Annotated in this window: 16 protein-coding genes; 4 read left to right on the plus strand and 12 right to left on the minus strand. The window is 51.2% G+C overall.

From position 1 onward, the window contains the following. Positions 1–4 precede the first annotated feature (4 nt). Genes T497_RS15535 through T497_RS0101880 form a run of 4 tightly spaced genes read left to right on the plus strand, consistent with a single transcriptional unit; the run spans position 5 to position 4,807 of the window. Positions 5–1,096 carry an ABC transporter permease gene (locus T497_RS15535; RefSeq protein ID WP_051530458.1) on the plus strand — a complete coding sequence of 364 codons (1,092 nt, stop codon included), beginning with the start codon at positions 5–7 and terminating at the stop codon, positions 1,094–1,096. Further along, the gene (locus tag T497_RS0101870; RefSeq protein WP_028514150.1) at positions 1,093–2,682 is read left to right on the plus strand and encodes a xylulokinase; all 1,590 of its coding nucleotides are present in this window, start codon (positions 1,093–1,095) and stop codon (positions 2,680–2,682) included. The genes T497_RS15535 and T497_RS0101870 overlap by 4 nt, the downstream gene beginning before the upstream one ends. A 15-nt stretch (positions 2,683–2,697) precedes the next feature. After that, a complete protein-coding gene (gene araA, locus T497_RS0101875) occupies positions 2,698–4,131 on the plus strand; it encodes an L-arabinose isomerase (protein ID WP_028514151.1) in 1,434 nt (477 codons plus the stop codon). Further along, positions 4,121–4,807, plus strand: coding sequence for an L-ribulose-5-phosphate 4-epimerase (locus T497_RS0101880; protein ID WP_028514152.1), 687 nt, complete (start codon positions 4,121–4,123; stop codon positions 4,805–4,807). The genes araA and T497_RS0101880 overlap by 11 nt, the downstream gene beginning before the upstream one ends. 361 nt (positions 4,808–5,168) lie before the next feature. On the opposite strand, the gene T497_RS0101885 is transcribed toward T497_RS0101880, so the two are convergent. From T497_RS0101885 to ilvB, 12 genes are all read right to left on the minus strand, one after another. Further along, positions 5,169–5,939: a type III pantothenate kinase gene (locus T497_RS0101885; RefSeq protein ID WP_028514153.1), complete on the minus strand. Its 771-nt coding sequence runs from the start codon at positions 5,937–5,939 to the stop codon at positions 5,169–5,171. An 18-nt stretch (positions 5,940–5,957) separates the two neighbouring features. Next, positions 5,958–7,475: a sialate O-acetylesterase gene (locus T497_RS0101890; protein WP_037324278.1), complete on the minus strand. Its 1,518-nt coding sequence runs from the start codon at positions 7,473–7,475 to the stop codon at positions 5,958–5,960. A gap of 36 nt (positions 7,476–7,511) precedes the next feature. Further along, positions 7,512–8,456, minus strand: a complete 945-nt coding sequence (locus T497_RS0101895; RefSeq protein ID WP_028514155.1) for a hypothetical protein — start codon at positions 8,454–8,456, stop codon at positions 7,512–7,514. 257 nt (positions 8,457–8,713) lie between these two features. Next, the gene (hydE, locus tag T497_RS0101900) at positions 8,714–9,751 is read right to left on the minus strand and encodes a [FeFe] hydrogenase H-cluster radical SAM maturase HydE (protein ID WP_028514156.1); all 1,038 of its coding nucleotides are present in this window, start codon (positions 9,749–9,751) and stop codon (positions 8,714–8,716) included. Between the two features lies 1 nt (position 9,752). Next, a complete protein-coding gene (nadA, locus tag T497_RS0101905) occupies positions 9,753–10,685 on the minus strand; it encodes a quinolinate synthase NadA (RefSeq protein WP_028514157.1) in 933 nt (310 codons plus the stop codon). A gap of 150 nt (positions 10,686–10,835) precedes the next feature. Then, positions 10,836–11,846 (minus strand): tRNA (adenosine(37)-N6)-threonylcarbamoyltransferase complex transferase subunit TsaD, encoded by a 1,011-nt coding sequence (tsaD, locus tag T497_RS0101910; protein WP_028514158.1) that lies wholly within the window; start codon positions 11,844–11,846, stop codon positions 10,836–10,838. A 20-nt stretch (positions 11,847–11,866) separates the two neighbouring features. Further along, complete coding sequence (gene rimI, locus T497_RS15540; protein ID WP_037324280.1) at positions 11,867–12,316, minus strand: ribosomal protein S18-alanine N-acetyltransferase; 450 nt, start codon at positions 12,314–12,316, stop codon at positions 11,867–11,869. A gap of 143 nt (positions 12,317–12,459) precedes the next feature. Continuing rightward, positions 12,460–14,997, minus strand: a complete 2,538-nt coding sequence (polA, locus tag T497_RS0101920; RefSeq protein ID WP_028514159.1) for a DNA polymerase I — start codon at positions 14,995–14,997, stop codon at positions 12,460–12,462. Positions 14,998–15,170: 173 nt separating this feature from the next. Next, positions 15,171–15,548 (minus strand): RidA family protein, encoded by a 378-nt coding sequence (locus tag T497_RS0101925; RefSeq protein WP_028514160.1) that lies wholly within the window; start codon positions 15,546–15,548, stop codon positions 15,171–15,173. Between the two features lie 12 nt (positions 15,549–15,560). Next, complete coding sequence (leuB, locus tag T497_RS0101930) at positions 15,561–16,634, minus strand: 3-isopropylmalate dehydrogenase (RefSeq protein ID WP_028514161.1); 1,074 nt, start codon at positions 16,632–16,634, stop codon at positions 15,561–15,563. 90 nt (positions 16,635–16,724) lie between these two features. Then, a complete protein-coding gene (ilvN, locus tag T497_RS0101935; RefSeq protein ID WP_028514162.1) occupies positions 16,725–17,228 on the minus strand; it encodes an acetolactate synthase small subunit in 504 nt (167 codons plus the stop codon). 10 nt (positions 17,229–17,238) lie between these two features. Further along, positions 17,239–18,948, minus strand: a complete 1,710-nt coding sequence (gene ilvB, locus T497_RS0101940) for a biosynthetic-type acetolactate synthase large subunit (protein ID WP_028514163.1) — start codon at positions 18,946–18,948, stop codon at positions 17,239–17,241. Positions 18,949–18,972 lie beyond the last annotated feature (24 nt).

The following is an 18,972-nucleotide window of genomic DNA, read 5'->3' on the forward strand; positions in this document are numbered from 1 at the left end:
AAATATGCCGAAAACAGATATGGCTGTCGGCAGACCGCGCCGACATCTGTTAAAGGGTATCTCTGATACCAATTTACTGATGTCCATAACCATAGTAGTGTTCATACTTATGTATGTATTCGCTATCTTCGGTCTTGGACAGGGATTTCTAAAGGCACAGACATTTTTCAATATGCTGAATGCAAATGCCGCGCTCATAATACTTGCCTGCGGAATGACACTTGTTATGATAACAGGCGGTATCGACATCTCGCTGGGCGGTATGGCGGCTCTCGTAAGCATGAGCTCAGCCGTTTACCTTGATATGCACAGCGGCAGCGTGTTCGGCGCGATAATGATATCACTGGGTATCGGACTTGCATTCGGACTTATACAGGGCTTTCTTGTAGCCTACCTTGACATACAGCCCTTTATCGTAACGCTGGCGGGTATGTTCTTTGCAAGAGGTATGACCACCATTGTAAACACAAACCCCTTCAACGTACAGAACGAGGCTTTCGTAAAGCTCAAGGAAACAAGAATAATCATACCCGGAATGGGCTCTATCAACAAAAGAGGCGATTATATCGACGCTTATATAGAAATCGGCGTTGTTATCGCACTTATCTGTGTTGCCGCGCTCTTCGTTTTCCTCAAATGGACCAAGACAGGACGCAGCTTCTATGCAGTAGGCGGCAATAAGCAGAGCGCACTTATGCTTGGAGTAAACGTAAAGAGAACTACATTCCTTGCATATCTCATGTGCGGAATCTTAGGCGGAATTGGCGGATTTGTTTATTTTATGCACGTTGGCTCGGGTTCAGCTTCTCACGCAACAGGCGCTGAGATGAACGCCATAGCTTCGTCTATCATCGGCGGAACTATGCTGACGGGCGGCGTTGGAAATATCATCGGAACATTTTTCGGCGTACTTTCACTTGCTCTTATTCAGAATATCGTATCATCGGTAGGACTTGACCAGGCATGGTGGACAGGAATCACAAACGCTTCTATGCTTTGCATATTCCTTATCGTTCAGAGTATCATCATCGCCCGCCGCAAGAAGGCTAATCTTGCAGCAACAAAGCCTACAGCAGCAAAAGGAGTTAAGACATGAGCAGTGCAGATGAAATAAAGAACGGCAAAGCGGTCATAGGTATCGAATTCGGCTCAACACGTATCAAAGCGGTCCTCATAGGAGAGGACCACTCACCGCTGGCATCGGGCGTTCACGACTGGCAGAACGAAATGCTTGACGGAGTATGGACATATTCTCTTGATAACGTCAGAAAAGGACTTCAGGAATGCTTTGCCGACCTTATGAAAAATGTTGAGGAAGCATACGGAATAAAGCTGGAGACAGCCGCTGCAATAGGCATATCGGCTATGATGCACGGCTATCTGGCATTTGACGAAAAGGATAAGCAGCTTGTACCTTTCAGGACATGGCGCAATACCATGACCGAGGAGGCTGCCGACAAGCTTACAGAGGAGTTCAGCTTCAATATACCACAGCGCTGGAGCATAGCTCACCTCTATCAGGCAATGCTCAATAAGGAGCCTCATGTAGGCGATATCGCATTTATGACTACCCTTGCAGGATATGTTCACTATATCCTCACAGGTGAAAAGGTCATCGGCGCAGGCGACGCTTCGGGAATCTTCCCAATAGACTCAAAGACCTGTGACTACAACAGCGCAATGATGTCGAAGTTCGACAAGCTTGCGGAGGGCACTGCTCTCAACAGGAAGCTTGCTGATATACTTCCCCGTATAGTCCCCGCAGGCGAGTGCGCAGGCAGACTTACGGCTGAGGGAGCAAAGCTCCTTGATCCTACGGGAACATTCGGCGGCGATATTCCTTTCTGTCCCCCTGAGGGCGACGCACAGACAGGTATGGCTGCCACAAACAGCATAACTCCAAGGACAGGAAATGTGTCCGCAGGTACGTCCATATTCTCCATGATAGTTCTGGAGAAGGACCTCTCGGCGGTACACCGCGAAATAGATATCGTTACAACTCCCTGCGGCGATCCCGTGGCTATGGTACACTGCAACAGCTGTACCTCAGACCTTGACGCATGGTTCGGTATCTTCGGCGGATTCCTCAAGGAGATAGGCGTGGATATGCCAAAGGGACAGCTCTACGACAAGCTCTACAGCCTTGCAGCAGAGGGCGCTCCCGACTGCAATGGCGTAATATCCTACAATTACTATGCAGGCGAGCCCGTTACAGGCGTGAAAAACGGACTTCCTCTGCTTATGCGCAGCCCTGATACTGCATTCAATATCAGAGACTTTATGCGCAGTCTTGTATATTCATGCGTTGCCGCATTAAAGGCAGGCAATGATATACTCACCGAACAGGAGCACGTAAGCCTTGAAAGGATATATGCTCACGGCGGTTTCTTCAAGACGCCTGTACCTACGCAGAAATTCCTTGCAGCTGCACTGGGAGCAGATGTTACTCTCATGCAGACAGCAGGCGAGGGCGGAGCGTGGGGAATAGCGCTTCTTGCTTCATATATGGCTAACAGGAGCAGCGGCGAAAAGCTGACCGACTATCTCAGCGGCAGAGTATTTGCGGATATGAAGGGCAGCACGGTTTCTCCTGACAAGGAGGACGTTGACGGTCTCAATGCTTATATGAAGAAATACCTCTCGGGACTTTCAGCTGTAAGAGCGGCAGCCTCCGAGGATTGAAAGGATTGATAAAGGATGAAATTTTGGTTTATTACAGGCTCCCAGTTCTTATACGGCGAGGAGACTCTCAGACAGGTAGACGAGGATTCAAAGAAGATAGTTGCAGGACTGAAGCTGCCTTTCCCTGTTGAGTACAAGAGTACGGTAAAGACAGAAAGAGAGATCGAGCGTATCATCAAGGAAGCCAACTATGATGACGAGTGCGCAGGAATCATCACTTTCTGCCATACATTCTCGCCCTCTAAGATGTGGATAAACGGACTTGCACTTCTCCAGAAGCCATGGCTCCACTTCCACACACAGTTCAATGAGACTATCCCAAATGAAGCTATAGATATGGACTACATGAACCTCCACCAGTCCGCTCACGGCGACAGAGAGCACGGCTTTATCGGAGCAAGACTCCGTATGCCGAGAGCTGTCGTTGCAGGTCACTGGCAGGATCCCGAGGTACAGGCTAAGATAGCAGAGTGGCAGCGTGCCGCTGTAGGCGTTATGTTCAGCAAGAGCCTGAAGATAGTTCGTTTCGGCGACAATATGCGCGAGGTAGCTGTTACCGAAGGCGACAAGGTAGAGGCACAGCTGAAGCTCGGCTGGCAGGTTAATACCTTTGCAGTAGGCGACCTTGTTGAGATAATGAACGCTGTTACAAACACAGAGATAGACGCTCTCATGAAGGAGTACGCTGAGCTCTACGACTACAAGAAGGAAGACGAAGAGACTATCAGATATCAGGCTCGTGAGGAGATAGCTATCGAGAAGATACTTGTTCGCGAGGGCGCAAAGGCATTCTCCAATACCTTTGAGGACCTTCACGGCATGAAGCAGCTCCCGGGACTTGCTACACAGCACCTTATGCACAAGGGCTACGGCTTCGGCGCAGAGGGTGACTGGAAAACAGCAGGCATGACAGCTATTGTCAAGGCAATGTATCCCGACGGAAATACTTCATTCATGGAGGACTATACATACGATTACAAGCAGCAGCTCATTCTGGGCTCACATATGCTGGAGGTTTGCCCCTCTATCGCAGCTGACAAGCCTCGCATAGAGGTTCACAAGCTGGGTATCGGCGGCAAGGAGCCCCCTGCAAGAATAGTATTCGAGGGCAAGGCAGGCTCTGCAAAGGCTCTCTCCCTTATCGATATCGGCGGAAGATTAAGACTTATCTCACAGGACGTTGAGTGCGTAAAGCCATTCCAGTCCATGCCGAATCTCCCTGTTGCAAGAACTATGTGGAGACCTGCGCCTTCATTCCTTGAAGGTCTCGAATGCTGGATAGTTGCAGGCGGAGCTCATCATACAGTGCTCTCCTACGACATATCAGACGAAGCTGTAAGAAGCTTTGCACGTATCATGGGCATCGAGCTTGTTGTTATCAACAAGGATACAACAGTGAACGGTCTCGAGCGCGATATCATGATCGGAGATGTTATCTATGGACGTTAAGGAGCTGAAAGAACGTGTCCTGAAAGCAAACCTGCTTCTCCCGAAGTACGGTCTTGTTACCTTTACATGGGGCAACGTCAGCGAATACGACAGAGAATCGGGACTTATCGCCATTAAGCCCAGCGGCGTCGAGTACGACACCATGACGGCTGACGATATAGTTGTCCTGACGCTTGACGGCAAAAAGGTAGAGGGTAAGCTCTCTCCGTCAAGTGATACACCTACACATCTTGAAATTTACAGGAACTTCAACGGCATCTGCGGAGTAGTCCACACCCACAGCCGCTATGCAACATCATTTGCGCAGGCTTGCATGGGCATACCGCCCCTCGGTACTACTCACGGCGACTACTTCTACGGCGAGATACCCTGTACACGCGAGATGACAGACGCAGAAGTAAACGGTGAATACGAGCTTGAAACAGGCAAGGTCATCGTTGAGTGCTGCAAGAACTATGAAAATATCCCTGCGGCTCTTGTTGCCAATCACGGTCCATTCGTGTGGGGCAAGGACTGCATGGAGGCTGTGCACAATTCAGTGGTGCTGGAGGAGCTTTCCGCTATGGCGTGGATAACAAAGACTCTCCGCAGCGACACTCCGAATATGCCGCAGCGACTGCTTGATAAGCATTTTTTCCGTAAACATGGTGATAATGCCTATTACGGACAAAAATAAATTTTAAAGACCTCACTTTTAAAAAGGATTTTTCTCTCCAATTACCGAAAAAAGCTCTGTTTTGTAATGAAACAGAGCTTTTCTCGTTGTAGTATGTATAAAAGGCTGCCTTACCAAAGAAAGGGATTCCAAAGGGACTGTGTTCCTTTGGCAGAGTGACTCCCCATAAGATGGGGAGATGTCCGAAGGACAGAGGGGACGTACCGGTAAGGTCAGAGGCGGCGCCTCTGGTGGGGTGTGGGGCAAAGCCCCGCAGTTACAAAGCGCTCCGCAAGGGTGAATTTCAAAAACAGTCCGGTGGACTGTTTTTGAAAGAGGGACGCCCTGCAAGAGAGGGCGTCCCTTAAATACTATAAGCTTTTTATTTCTTATTCTTCTTGTAAATAATAGCAAGTCCCTTGATAAGAAGATTATTGTCAAGGATAATTTTTCTCTTGCACAGCGGTACTACCAGCTCGGAGAGACCTCCTGTAGCAACGGCGGTGCATTTCTCGCCAAGCTCCTCCTCGATACGGTCAATGATACCGTCAAGTGCGCTTGCATTTGAATAAAGGATACCGCTCTTTAAGCAGTCGATAGTGTTTGTGCCGATAACGTGTGCAGGCACCTCAAAATTTACCTTGGGGAGCTGTGCAGTACGGGCTGTAAGAGCGTCGGCAGCTACCTTCATGCCTGTGAGGATAAGTCCGCCGCGGTAATTTTTCTTGCTGTCAACAACTGAAAGAGTTGTAGCAGTTCCCATGTCGATGATGATAAGAGGCACAGGGTACTGATTTATAGCTGCAACAGCGTCTACTGCCTGGTCGCTTCCCAGCTGTGCAGGGTTGTCGATAAGGATATTGAGTCCTGTCTTTACTCCCGGACCTGCTATCATTACGTCAACGTCAAAGAGCTTGCGTATCGCTTCTTTTACAGTGTTTGTCACCGAGGGAACAACAGACGACATGATAGCGTCATGGATATCCGAGGTATTGAAGCTGTTCATCTCCAGTATCGTCCTGATAAGTACAGCGTATTCTGCGGCAGTCGCATTGTGGTTGGTGCTTATGCGCTCAAAGAGCACTACCTCGTCATTGTCGTCAACACAGCCGAAAACGATATTGGTATTTCCGATGTCTACTGCTAAAAGCATATTGTATCTCCTTTGAAATTAGTATTTGTCCGTGCGGAAAGGCGGCAGGGGCAGGTCGTTTATGCCGAAAAGTCCCACATCTGCGTAATTTGTCCACTTGTATCGTGCGGCGGCAGGCATTTTCACCTTGTCGCTGCGAAGCTCGATATAGGGCAGTCTCACCGTTGCCTTTGCAGGGTAATAAACGCCGTCCTCGCCTGCTATCTCGAAGCCGTCGAGACAGTGCTCGTCCTTGCCGCCAAGTCCCATTTCGCAGTTGGTCAGGTGTATCAGCATGGCGTTTCCGATGACCTCGAAGTTATCGTACATAGGCGGCAGGGAATCGCGGCGTGTGATGACCTCATAGACCTCGCTCATAGCTTGCAGATAGAGCCTGTGAGCTACCTGAGACTTGTCTGTGGGGTGGATATTGTTCAGCTCTCCGCAGTCAAGACAGACTGCAAGACCTGTGTTTTTCACGCTCTTGAAAACGTTCTCCTGAGCCTCGCGTATCAGCGCCCAGCTCTTTGTGTCGGGATCGTCTATATATCTGAACATGGGCAGCTGCACTATCATAAAGGGCAGCTCCTTGTCTTTCCAGAGGTCGCGCCAGTTCTCAATAAGGAGCTTCAGAAGAACTTCGTAAGTGTTTGGACGGTGGTCGTCGGATTCGCCCTGATACCACAGCACGCCTGCAAGAGTATAGGGAGCGATACGCTTCACCATAGTCTCATGGAGACCGCAGGGGCGCATGGGGTTCTTTATGCTGTGAGGACCGGGGTAGCGGTTCTCGCCGCAGTTTTTCAGCACCTCGTCCCACTTTGCTTCTGGATTCTCGGCGCAGAATTTTATCATGCGCTGCTCCCAAGCCCACTGATATGTGCTGTACTCGTCGTACTCGGCTATCATTTCCTCGTCGGACTTGCCCTTGATAGCTTCGTCGTATTCGTCAAGATATGGGCTAAGGCGCTTGTCGCAGCTGAGATAATCGCGGCTTATCCACGCAGAAGCCGAGGAGCCGCCCCAGTTGCAGCCGATAATGCCTACGGTAACGCCCAGCCTGCGGCTCAGCTCCCTTGCAAAGTAGTAGCCTACAGCCGACCATGCTTTTGCGTTATCGGGAGAGGGAGTGCGCCAGCAGCTCTCCTTTTCGGCTTGTTCAAGCTCATCACCGAGCATTGAGCACTTGGGAGTATAATAGAATCTGACGTTCTCGCTGTAGCAGCTCGCCAGCGCCGCAGCGCCCTTGCGCTCGTGCTGGAGCTCGAACTCCATATTGGATTGTCCGCCTGCCAGCCATACCTCGCCTATGGCAACGTTGTGGAATACCTTTTTCACAGCGCCGCAGGATATTTCCAGAGTACATGAACTGTACTCCTTTCGCGGCGGCAGGACAGCCTCCCATCTGCCGTCCTTGACAACGGCGCGGGCAAAGCTTTCAAGCTCGGGTATGCGGACGGTTATTATCTTTTCGTTTTTGCTGCAAGTGCCGAAAACTCGGATATTTCTGTTCCTTTGCAGCACCATGTTATCGCTGAAAACAGCAGCAGCCTTCATGGTGATTCACCTCAGTTCATTGAAAGTCGTGGTGGTTTATTTGAATGAGAGCGCGCCCGAATTCTCCATAGCCTTGAGGAGCATGAAGCGCGTTTCGTCGCGGCATTCGGGCTTAGCCATGTAATACATATATGTTTCGAGGACGTTCAGCGGACTTGCTGTTCGTCCCTCTATCTTGAACTGCTCAAAGCCCATAGGCACGTATTTCTCCCAGATATCGTCGGGAGAAATATGAGTGCGGAGTTTTTTTATCTCAAAGAGACCTCTCTGTGAATAAGGACAGTCGCGGAAGTTATCGGGATCGTATTTTGATGAGTCAAAGGGGAGATTCGGGTATTTCTTGATGTGCTCGTTGTAGGCTATCTGCTGAACGCCGATAGAGTGGTAATGAGCAGAACGGCGCGGACAATTCGGCTCACAGCAGGCATTTGACAGGAACTCGATACGCGGTCTGTCCGCCATAGGTATCTGCTCCAGCAGGTCGAATCTGTTGTTGAGGTCGTAGTCCATAACGACTATGTGGTAGTCCTTTTTCAGCTCGTCGAGAAGTCCCTCTATTGTATTCAGGCGCTTGCAGGTGGAGCTTGTCAGCTTGTATTTCGGGAAATTCCTGCGGATATAGTCCTCCAGTATGGGAGACATAACGATAGCCTCGTTGAGTCCGTTATTGGCTAAATTCAGCACCATATTGCAGAACTGGTCGCTGAGGTGCTTTTTTTCCAGTGCAGGATTTGTGAAGGTGAATCTCAGGGGAATGCTCTTTTCGTTGAAGGTCTTGATGACGCTTTTCACGAAGGTCTTGTCACAGACGCCGCCCTGAGTTCTGCCGCCGTTCCAGATAGACGGCGGAAATACGCCGTAGAACGAAGCTATCTCAACGCCCTCGCGGAAGAGGTCGGGACGGCGCTCCAGAAGCTCTGCAAAGAGCAGGTTAAGCTTGAAATTTCCCGAAAAGTCGGGCAGATGAAAACGTACTCGCATAGTATTCTCCTTAAATTATGATAAGTTGAAAGTTTATAGTGTAGAGTTGAGAGTTATGGTGTCGCCTGCGGCGACGGATTCAAATTGTAGGGGCTGATGCCTAACAGGCACCCATACCCTCTGTCGCTTTGCGACATCTCCCTACACTGTAGGGAGTCACCCACATCAGCCCGTGATTTATTAAACGGGGCGATGTAGGCATCGCCCACTACAGGCTAATGGCTAACGGCTTCAAATTTTGCCTTGCAAAATTTGATTTAATCTATGCAGTCTCCGCGCTCCTGCGCTATCTCGTAGCCTGCGGACTCTATTCTCCTTTGCAGACAGAATCGGCACTCTGCGGCTTCTTCGCCTGTGCAGATCTTATTGTCGTAGAGGTCGTACTTCTTGCGCACCATAACAGGCGAAAGATTGGGCATTACAACGTTACAGCCCGTTTGCAGACCAAGCTCCCTGCCGTTGGGAGCGATAGTTCCGAGAGCTGTCGTGGCAGGCAGTAGAACTTTCGGGAACATCAGTCTCAGTATGCCTAAAAGTCTCAGCGTGAGCTCAAGTGTGCCGCCTTTTTCCTCGGCAAATGGGGTTTTATGATGTGGGACGAATGGTCCTATGCCTATCATCTGGGGCTGGAGCTCCTGCAAGAATCGCAGGTCGGTTATGATGTGCTCTGTGGTCTGGAATGGAGCTCCCACCATGAAGCCTGCGCCCACCTGATAGCCCAGCTCTTTCAGCTGAAACAGGCAGTCCTTGCGGTTTTCAAGGCTCATTTCCTCGGGGTGGAGCTTTGAGTAAAGCTCCTGCGAAGCCGCTTCGTGACGGAGCAGATATCTGTCCGCCCCTGCTTCTTTCAGACGCTTGTAGCTCTCATAGGAGCGCTCACCGAGGGACAGCGTCACCGCGCAGTCGGGGTACTTTTCCTTTATCTCGGATATAAGGGGACAGAGGAAATCATCGGTGAAAAATGCGTCCTCGCCGCCCTGCATTACGAATGTGCGGAAGCCCAGTTCATAGCCGTTTTCACAGCATTTCAGTATGTCCTCACGGGACAGGCGGTAGCGGTCGGCTTCATTATTTCCGCGGCGGATACCGCAGTAAAGGCAGTTGTTCTTGCAGTAGCTGGAGACCTCGATAAGTCCGCGGAGAAAGACCTTTTTCCCGTAGCTTTTCTGCCTTGTCTCGTCGGCATATCGGCGGAGAAGCTCCGCTGTCTTCTTATCGTCGGTCTCGATGAGTTTTTTGAGCTCCCCGTCGGACAGGTCGCCAGTTTGGTACAGCTTTTCGACTAATTCCGTCATGTCAGCCGCCCAGCCTTATCATTTCGTCTATGCACTTTCTCGCCTGTGCGATAAGCTCGTCGTCCATGAGTATCTCAAAGGCTTCGCCGCCCTTGCCGCTGATTGCGAGGAGAGTGTTGTAAATATCGGGCAGAGTGGTCAGCTTCATATTGTGACAGACAAGGTCACGGCTCACGGGATAGAACTTCTTCTCGGGGCAGTCATACTGCAAGTGCTCCACGATAGAATTTTCAGTACCGATAATGAACTCGGTCTTGTCGGACTTCTTTGCAAAGTCCATGATACCTGTGGTAGAGCCCACGTAGTCCGCAAGCTCAACTACCTTTGGAGTACACTCGGGGTGTACGAGGAAGAGAGCGTCGGGGTGCTCCTCCTTAGCGGCGAGGACTTCCTTTGCGGTTATCCTTGCGTGTGTGGGACAGCCGCCGTTAAGGAGCTTTATGTCCTTTTCGGGGCACTGCTTCTTTATGTAGTCGCCGAGATTGCAGTCTGGGATAAAGAGTATCTTGTCGTTGTCGAGCGCCTTGACGATACGCAGAGCGCTTGACGATGTAACGCAGACGTCGCAGACGGTCTTGAGAGCCGCAGTTGTATTAACATAGGCAACAACGGTGCGGTCGGGTTCCTGTGCGCGGATAGCGCTGATGAGCTCCTTGTCCATCTGCTCAGCCATAGGACAGCCTGCGTGCTTGTTGGAGAGGTAAACGCGCTTCTGAGGAGAGAGCATTTTTGCAGTCTCAGCCATGAAATGAACTCCGCAGAAGAGGATATTCTCCTGTGATACGCCCTTTGCGTCAACGCTGAGCTTATAGCTGTCGCCTACGAAATCGGCAACCTCGCATATCTCGCGAGCCTGATAGCAGTGTGCGAGAACTGCGGTGTTTGTTTCCTTTTTGAGCTGGATTATCTTATCCTGTAATTCACGAACAGTCATAGTTTTTTCCTTTCATTTATCTTGTAGGGAGCGATGCCCACATCGCCCCGTTAAATTCCAAATCCAATCGGGCTGATGTAGGCATCAGCCCCTACAGCTAACGGCTTCTGATGTTGCTGTATTCTCGGACGCACAATGTGCGCCCCTACATTAAATGTCTTCCATTGATAATGTCGCAATTGCATTCAGGCTCTCGTCGGCGGTTATGCCTGCGAGGAGATTATAGCTGCCCTGACAGGCTATCATGGCGCCGTTGTCGCCGCAGAGCTTCTTCAAGGGCATATAGAACTCAAAGCCGCGCTTTCTGCAAGCCTCGGACAAGGTCTCGCGGACTCCCGTATTTGCGGAAACTCCGCCTGCAAGAGCTACCTTTTTGTAGCCGAGAGCCTCGGCGGCACGGATAGTCTTATCCGTGAGTATCTCCGCGATAGTTGCTTGGAGACTTGCCGCAAGGTCGTTCCTGTTGATATCTATGCCTTTCTGCTCGGCGTTGTGGAGCAGATTTATCACGTTGGTCTTCAGTCCCGAGAAGCTGAAATCGAACTCGCTGCCTGCAACGGCAGGGTGTGGGAGCTTGAATGCGTTCCTGTCGCCTGTTTGTGCGGCGTTGTCGATGTGGACTCCGCCGGGGTAGGGGAATCCCATAGCTCTTGCGCACTTGTCGAAACATTCGCCTGCCGCGTCGTCGTGGGTTCTTCCCACTACGCGGAACTTGCTATAGCTGAGCACCTCGATTATATGGCTGTGACCGCCGCTTGCCACAAGGCAGAGGTAAGGCGGTTCAAGGTCGGGGAAGGTCAGATAATTGGTAGCGATATGACCTGCGATATGATGAACGGGTATCAGTGGCTTTCCCGAGGACATGGCAAGCGCCTTTGCGAAGCTTACTCCCACAAGGAGAGCGCCTATAAGTCCCGGGGCGTATGTAACGGCGATACCGTCAAGGTCTGAGAGCTTCACCTGCGCTTCGTCGAGAGCCTGACGGACAACTCCGAGGATATTCTCGCAGTGTCGGCGCGAGGCTATCTCGGGGACAACTCCGCCGTATTTCTTGTGCTCCTCTATCTGCGTGGATATCACCGACGAGAGTATCTCTCGCTGGTCGCGCACCACGCTTGCGGCGGTCTCGTCGCAGGAGCTTTCTATTCCGAGTATAAGCATACTATATCTTCTTTCGTTATTTATTTCAGCTTGCAGACCATAACGTCTGCGTCTTCGGCAGGATTCTGGTAGAACCGCTTCCGCACGCCTGCCTTTTCAAAGCCGAAGCTCTTGTACAGCTCGATTGCGGCGGTATTGGACTGCCGAACTTCAAGGGCTATACTTTCAACACTGTCGGGGACAGATGTTAAAAAAGTCTCCATAAGCATTCTTGCAACACCCTGCCTGCGGTACTGGGGAGCGGTACAAACAGTGAGTATCTCTCCCGTATCGGCGGCAGTGAAGCCTGCTATCATGCCTGCAAGGGTGTCACCGTCGTAGGCGGTGAGGATAATGCTCTCGGGACGCTGTGACTCCTCGCGGAAGGAATCCGCCGACCAGCCGTCCGCGCCTACGCAGAGCTTATCCAGTTCGGACAATTTATCGTAATCAAATTTTGAATCAAGAATTGAGAATTGAGAAATATTCATTTTTCTTCCTTTTTATGCTTGATTTGCGGACGACCTGTGGCCGTCCCTACAAATAAACCGTAAGCGATGTACAAGTAACGGTTTTTATAAAAGTGAGCGCGTGAAACAAGCGACAACGTGGCAAGGGTGCAGCGTCACGCTGCTCAGCCTTTAGCGTCATACCATGAGTGTCCTGTGTGAACGTCCACAGCAAGGGGCACACGCATATCGTAAACGCCCTGCATTTCCTCCTTGAGAAGCTCAGCGCATTTTTCTGCACAGGCGATATCCGACTCGATAATGAGTTCGTCGTGAACCTGCAATATGAGCTTAGCGTTGAGCTTTTCAGCCTTTAAGCGGTTGTAGACGTTTATCATGGCTATCTTGATAAGGTCGGCGGCTGTTCCCTGCACGGGAGTATTCATGGCTATGCGCTTGCCTGCCGCCTGTAACATCTTGTTGGACGATGAAAGCTCGGGGATACGGCGCTTTCTGCCGAACATGGTGGTAACATAGCCCTCCTTGAAGGCATTGTCCACGGTGGTCTCCATGAACTCGTTTACCTTGGGGTATTTCGCAAGGTAGTCCGCGATGTACTTCTTTGCCTTTGCCACGGAAGTACCGATATCCTTTGCAAGGGAGAATGCTCCGATACCGTAGATTATACCGAAGTTTACCGCCTTTGCGGCGCTTCTCATTTCGGGAGTCACCATAAATATGGGCATATCGAATACCTGTGCCGCAGTTGAGGTGTGGATATCCTCGCCCGATGTGAAAGCCTCGGTCATGTTCTCGTCGCCGCAGAGGTGAGCCATAACTCTCAGTTCTATCTGGCTGTAGTCGGCGTCGATAAGAGTTTTTCCCTCGTCGGCGGTGAAGAACTTCCTCATCTGTGCGCCAAGCTCCGTGCGGACGGGGATATTCTGCATATTTGGCTCTGTGGAGCTTATACGTCCCGTTCTGGTCTCGGTCTGTCTGAACCATGTGTGGATACGTCCGTCGGGAGCGATTTTATCAAGAAGTCCCACAACATAGGTGGAATTGAGCTTTGTGTACTGGCGGTATTTCAGCACGTTGTCAACGATTGGAGCATAATTGCGGAGCTCTTCAAGCACCTCCGCATTGGTGGAGTAGCCGCTTTTTGTTTTCTTTTTGGCTGGCAGTCCCATTTCCTCGAAAAGGACGGTGCCGAGCTGTTTCGGCGAGGAGATATTGAACTCGTGACCTGCCTCGTCGTATATCATCTGCTGAGTTTCCTCTATCATTTCCGACAGGTACACGCCGAAGTCCTCAACGCCCTTTTTGTCGATGAGAACGCCTGTGTCCTCCATTGAAGCGAGGACTTCCGTCAGGGGCATTTCCACTGTTTCAAGGAGCTTCGTCATGCCCTCGGATTCTATCTCAGCGCGGAGCTTTGCAATGAGCCCTTTAAGTGAAAGGAGCTCCGCCAAATCGCCGTTTTCGCTGTAGAAATGCACTCCGTACTCGGCGCAGAGCTTATCCACTGCGTAGTCCGAAGCGGAGGTATTCAGCAGATAGCCGCATATCGCCGCGTCGCTTTTCAGATTTTTCAGCTCGCCGCCGTGAGCCATTGCCCAGCGGTAGTGCGCCTTGCCGTCGTCGGTGGACTTAGCGCATTCAGAGCCGAAAAACGCCTTTATAATATCTTCATTGTCAGTCGTGTAAACTTTGTCTCCGTCCCGTACAGAGAGCTTATCCTCGCGGAAAAGGTACTCGCATTCGCTGAGCTTTCCGATGATATCAGCCGTAAGCTCGCTGACCTTCGCCTCGATAACAGGGACTTCCTCAGCCTTGACCTCGGGGGCGGAATTTGTGCTCTCAGCCGCGCTGATACCCAGCTTGTCAAGGAGCTTGAACATCTCCAGCTCGCTGAGCATACGTCCGATAGCGCCGTTGTCGGGAGCTTTCGGCTTATAGCTGTCAAGGTCTGTATCTATAGGAGCGTTGCGGACGATAGTTGCCAGCCATTTGCTCTCCCTGGCGGCTTCTGCGCCTGCGGCAAGCTTAGCCTTAACGCCCTTGGTGAGGGTGGAATCCTCGTAATTCTCGTAAAGATTTTCGATACTTCCGTATTCCTTGATAAGAGCGGAAGCAGTTTTTTCACCGATGCCTGCAACTCCGCTGATATTGTCGGAGCTGTCGCCCATGAGGGCTTTCAGGTCGATGAGCTTTATGGGCTCGAAGCCGTAATCATCGGTAAATCGCTCAGGAGTGTAGTATATATTCTCCTTGTTTGTGGCAAGGATAACAGTGACCTTGTCGTCGATGAGCTGCAAGCTGTCACGGTCTCCTGTCAGCACGAAGCACTCGTTGCCGCTGTCGGAGCAGAGCTTTGAGAGGGTGCCAAGTACGTCGTCAGCCTCGAAGCCCTCGCATTCCACGACTTTAACGCCCATAAGGGTGAGGAGCTCCTTGACACGGGGGAGCTGCTCTGCAAGCTCGGGAGGCATACCCTTGCGGTTAGCCTTGTAGGTCGCCACAGCCTTGTGACGGAAGGTAGGAGAGCGCAGGTCAAAGGCTACAGCCACAGCGTCGGGCTTTACGTCGCTGATATTGCGGAGATATATATTCATAAAGCCGAAAATGGCGTTGGTGAACTGTCCTTTTTTATTTGAAAGCAGCTTTATGCCGTAAAAAGCGCGGTTAAGTATGCTGTTTCCGTCGATTGCGAGAAGTTTCATAGCGGTCTCCTTGTTGTAAAATTTATATCAATATACAATTTGCCCATTTTATTGATTATAACACAAAAGGGATAAAATTTCAAGCCTTTAGCCGTTAGCTTGCAGGGGCGAACAGTGTGCGCCCGAAATCGCAGCAAAAAAGGGCGGATAGTATCCGCCCATGTAATTATGCATTATAGATTGCTCTCTGCAATTACCTCTACCTCGGCAAGAACGCCCTTGGGGAGAGTCTTTACCGCAACACAGCTTCTTGCAGGCAGAGATGTGAAATATTTGCCGTAAATCTCGTTGAATGCGGCAAAATCGTTCATATCTGCCAGAAAACAGGTAGTTTTCACAGCCTTGTCAAAGCCTGAGCCTGCCGTAGCAAGAACAGCTCCCAAGTTGCGCATTATCTGCTCGGTCTGCTCCTCAATAGTAGTGCCCTTTACCGTGTTTGTAACGGGATCAATGGCTATCTGACCGCTGGTGTAGACCATTCCGTTTGAAACTATAGCCTGTGAGTAAGGTCCTACTGCCGCAGGCGCCTTTTCTGTGTGGATCTTTATCATGATAGATTCCTCCTAAATATTTTTCAGTATTATTTCTGTCATTTCCGTACAGGTCAGGGGCGTACCCTTGTCAGTGCCCATGAGGTCGGCGGTTCTGTGACCGTCGTTGAGAGCCTTGTCAACTGCGGCTTCTATGGTATCGGCTTCTTTTGCAAGTCCGAATGAATACCGAAGCATCATAGCTCCCGAAAGTATAGTAGCTATGGGGTTTGCGGCGTTTGTGCCTGCGATGTCTGGGGCTGAGCCGTGTATGGGCTCGTAGAGTCCGCGCTTTGAAGCTCCCAGTGAAGCCGAAGCCAGCATACCTATGGAGCCCGTTATCTGTGAAGCTTCATCTGACAGTATATCGCCGAACATATTGGACGTAACGATGACGTCGAACTGCTTGGGATCGCGTACAAGCTGCATAGCGGCGTTGTCCACGAACATATCCCTGTATTCCACCTCGGGGTACTCCTCTGCAAGCTCGTGCATGGTCTTGCGCCAGAGCCGTGAGGACTCCAGAACATTAGCCTTATCCACGCTGCAAAGCCGCTTGCCGCGCTTCATTGCAGCTTCAAAGGCAGCCTTGCCTATGCGCTGTATCTCGGTTACGCTGTAAGCCTCGGTGTCGAAAGCTTCTGTGCCGTATTTACCCTCGCGGTAGCCGCGGTCACCGAAGTATATACCGCCTGTTAATTCCCTTACTATGAGTATATCGAAGCCGCCGCCCACTATCTCGTCTTTCAGGGGAGAAGCTCCTCTCAGGGCAGGATAGAGCTTTGCAGGGCGGAGATTGGTATACAGTCCCATAGCCGAGCGTATGCCCAGCAGGGCTTTTTCGGGGCGGATATCTCCTGCGAGACCGTCCCATTTCGGACCGCCTACAGCTCCGAGGAGCACACTATCGGAGGCTAAACAGCCGTCCACGGTCTCCTGCGGCAGGGGCAGACCTGTTTCGTCGACAGCACAGCCGCCGATAAGATACGGTGTGAAATTGAATTTATGTCCGAACTTTGATGCGGTTTTTTCCAGTACGGCAACGGCGCTGTCCACAATTTCGGGACCTATGCCGTCGCCCTTGAGAAGTGCGATATTAAGCTCCATACAAATCCTCCCTTGCATGAATTTAGAATTGAGAATGAATGTGTCCGATTTGCGGACAGATTTATCGCGTCAGCGATACCATGATCTCAATTATTTGACCGTTTTCAGACAGTTCTCGCCGCGCTCGATAGCTACGATACCCGTGCGGCACATCTCCATGATTCCGAATGGCTTCAAAAGCTCTATAAATGCGTCTATTTTCGAGGTCTCTCCCGTAAGCTCGCAGGTGAGGGAGGTAGGGGAGTAGTCCACTATCTTTGAGCGGAATATCTCAACTGCTGTCATTATATCCTGACGTATCTCGGCTTTGTTGCGTACCTTTATGAGCAGGAGCTCGCGGATAACGCTGTCCTTGGTGTCAAGCACCTCGACTTCTCTGACATCATGGAGCTTTTGCAGCTGCTGCAATATGCGCTCTTTCATGTCATCATCGCCGTGAAAGGCGATAGTTATTCTTGAAAAGCCGCTGGACTCGGTCTCGCCCACGGTAAGGCTGTCGATGTTGAAGCCGCGGCGTGTGAACATTCCAGAAACTCTTGAAAGAACGCCCGAAACATTGGCAACTATAACTCCTATTACATACTGCTGTCCCATAAATGTCACCTCACTTTACAGCTGTGATTATATCGTCTGCCGTGCCGCCTGTGGGGAGTATTGGCAGGACTAATTCGTCGCAGTCCACCGCGCAGTCGATAACGAATGGCGATTTACTGCCGAATGCTTCATCAGCTAAAGCTTTCAGTTCCTCGGCTGTTGAAGCGTGACCGCCCTTTGCGCCGAATGACTCGGCTACCTTTGCGAAGTCGGTCCTGCGGTCAAGAGTGGTATTGGAGTAGTGCTTGTCGTAGAAAAGCGTCTGCTGCTGACGAACCATTCCAAGTACGCCGTTGTTCATAACGACGATGACCACGGGGATATCCTGAGATACCGCAGTTGCCAGCTCGCCTAAGTTCATGCCGAAGCTGCCGTCGCCTGTGAACAGAACAACGCGCTTGCCCGTAGCTGTTGAAGCTCCGATAGCTGCGCCAAGTCCGTACCCCATAGCTCCGAGACCGCCGCTGGAAAGGAATGTGCGGGGCTTTTTGAGGGGATAGCGCTGAGCCGTCCACATCTGGTGCTGTCCAACGTCTGTGGCGATGATAACGTCATCGCCTGCACGGGCGCTGATGATATCGATTATCTCATAGGGGCTGAGCTTCGGAGAGCCGCCCTTTGCCGCTGTTTTCTCCCTTGCTGAAGCCATTGCAGACTCGGTGCGCGTTTTCTCCTCGGCTCTAAGCTCCGCTATGCGCTTCTCCCATTCGGGGTGCTTTTTCTCCTCTACCATGGCGATAAGGCGCTCCACGGAGTCGCGGAGGTCTCCGCGTATGGAGAGGTCGGCAGGGATATTCTTGTTGAGCTCCGCGCCGTCGATATCTATGTGTATGATACTGAAGCTCTTGGTGAATCGGCTGTTTTCGCTTGTAGACCTGTTGCTGAAGCGAACTCCCAGAGCGATAACAAGGTCGGCTTCGTATTCGGCAACAGTTGAAGCAAAATGACCGTGCATACCCTGCATACCGAGAAATCTCGGGTGGTCGTGAGGTACTGCGGAAAGTCCCATTAGAGAGCTGCTCATAGGCGCGTCTATCTTATCCGCAAGAGCTGTGACCTGCTGTGAAGCCTTGCCGCTGATGACTCCGCCGCCGAAGTAGATATACGGTCTCTGGGCGCTGTTTATGAGCTCCGCCGCTTTCTGAAGCTTTTCTTCCGAAGCAAAGGTCAGGGGATAGGGGATAACGGGCTGTGCGTTGGACTCGTACTCGCAGAGCGCCGTCTGTACGTCCTTGGGGATATCCACAAGAACAGGTCCCTGTCTGCCCGATTTGGCTATTTTAAAGGCTGTGCGGAGAGTGTCCGCAAGCTCGTTTATGTCCTTGACAATGAAATTATGCTTGGTGATAGGCATGGTCACGCCGACTATATCGACCTCCTGAAAGCTGTCACGACCTATCTGGTCGCAGGAGACATTTCCCGTGATGGCAACCATGGGTACGGAGTCCAGATATGCCGTAGCTATGCCTGTTACAAGGTTCGTAGCTCCGGGACCTGATGTAGCTATTACAACTCCCACCTTGCCTGTTGAACGGGCGTAGCCGTCCGCAGCATGAGCGGCTCCCTGCTCGTGGGCGGTGAGTATGTGCTTTATGCGGTCACGGGCGTTGTAGAGCTCGTCAAAGAGGTCGATGACCTGACCTCCGGGGTAGCCGAATATAGTGTCGCAGCCCTGCTCGATGAGGGTCTCAACGACGATTTTTGCACCTGATATTTTCATATTAAAACGTCCTTTACTTTGGTG

It is taken from the genome of Ruminococcus flavefaciens MA2007 (assembly GCF_000621845.1).
GTDB classification, from domain to species: domain Bacteria; phylum Bacillota; class Clostridia; order Oscillospirales; family Ruminococcaceae; genus Ruminococcus; species Ruminococcus flavefaciens_E.

Coding starts and splice junctions, on each gene's coding strand:
- T497_RS0101895 (WP_028514155.1), bottom strand. CDS start 8,456: ATGCGAGTACGTTTTCATCTGCCCGACTTTTCGGGAAATTTCAAGCTT.
- leuB (WP_028514161.1), bottom strand. CDS start 16,634: ATGGAGCTTAATATCGCACTTCTCAAGGGCGACGGCATAGGTCCCGAA.
- tsaD (WP_028514158.1), bottom strand. CDS start 11,846: ATGCTTATACTCGGAATAGAAAGCTCCTGCGACGAGACCGCCGCAAGC.
- ilvB (WP_028514163.1), bottom strand. CDS start 18,948: ATGAAAATATCAGGTGCAAAAATCGTCGTTGAGACCCTCATCGAGCAG.
- T497_RS15535 (WP_051530458.1), top strand. CDS start 5: ATGCCGAAAACAGATATGGCTGTCGGCAGACCGCGCCGACATCTGTTA.
- T497_RS0101885 (WP_028514153.1), bottom strand. CDS start 5,939: ATGCTTTTAGCAGTAGACATCGGAAATACCAATATCGTTTTCGGCTGT.
- T497_RS0101925 (WP_028514160.1), bottom strand. CDS start 15,548: ATGATAAAGATCCACACAGAAAAGGCGCCTGCGGCAGTAGGACCTTAC.
- T497_RS0101880 (WP_028514152.1), top strand. CDS start 4,121: ATGGACGTTAAGGAGCTGAAAGAACGTGTCCTGAAAGCAAACCTGCTT.
- T497_RS0101870 (WP_028514150.1), top strand. CDS start 1,093: ATGAGCAGTGCAGATGAAATAAAGAACGGCAAAGCGGTCATAGGTATC.
- ilvN (WP_028514162.1), bottom strand. CDS start 17,228: ATGGGACAGCAGTATGTAATAGGAGTTATAGTTGCCAATGTTTCGGGC.
- rimI (WP_037324280.1), bottom strand. CDS start 12,316: ATGAATATTTCTCAATTCTCAATTCTTGATTCAAAATTTGATTACGAT.
- hydE (WP_028514156.1), bottom strand. CDS start 9,751: ATGACGGAATTAGTCGAAAAGCTGTACCAAACTGGCGACCTGTCCGAC.
- T497_RS0101890 (WP_037324278.1), bottom strand. CDS start 7,475: ATGAAGGCTGCTGCTGTTTTCAGCGATAACATGGTGCTGCAAAGGAAC.
- nadA (WP_028514157.1), bottom strand. CDS start 10,685: ATGACTGTTCGTGAATTACAGGATAAGATAATCCAGCTCAAAAAGGAA.
- polA (WP_028514159.1), bottom strand. CDS start 14,997: ATGAAACTTCTCGCAATCGACGGAAACAGCATACTTAACCGCGCTTTT.
- araA (WP_028514151.1), top strand. CDS start 2,698: ATGAAATTTTGGTTTATTACAGGCTCCCAGTTCTTATACGGCGAGGAG.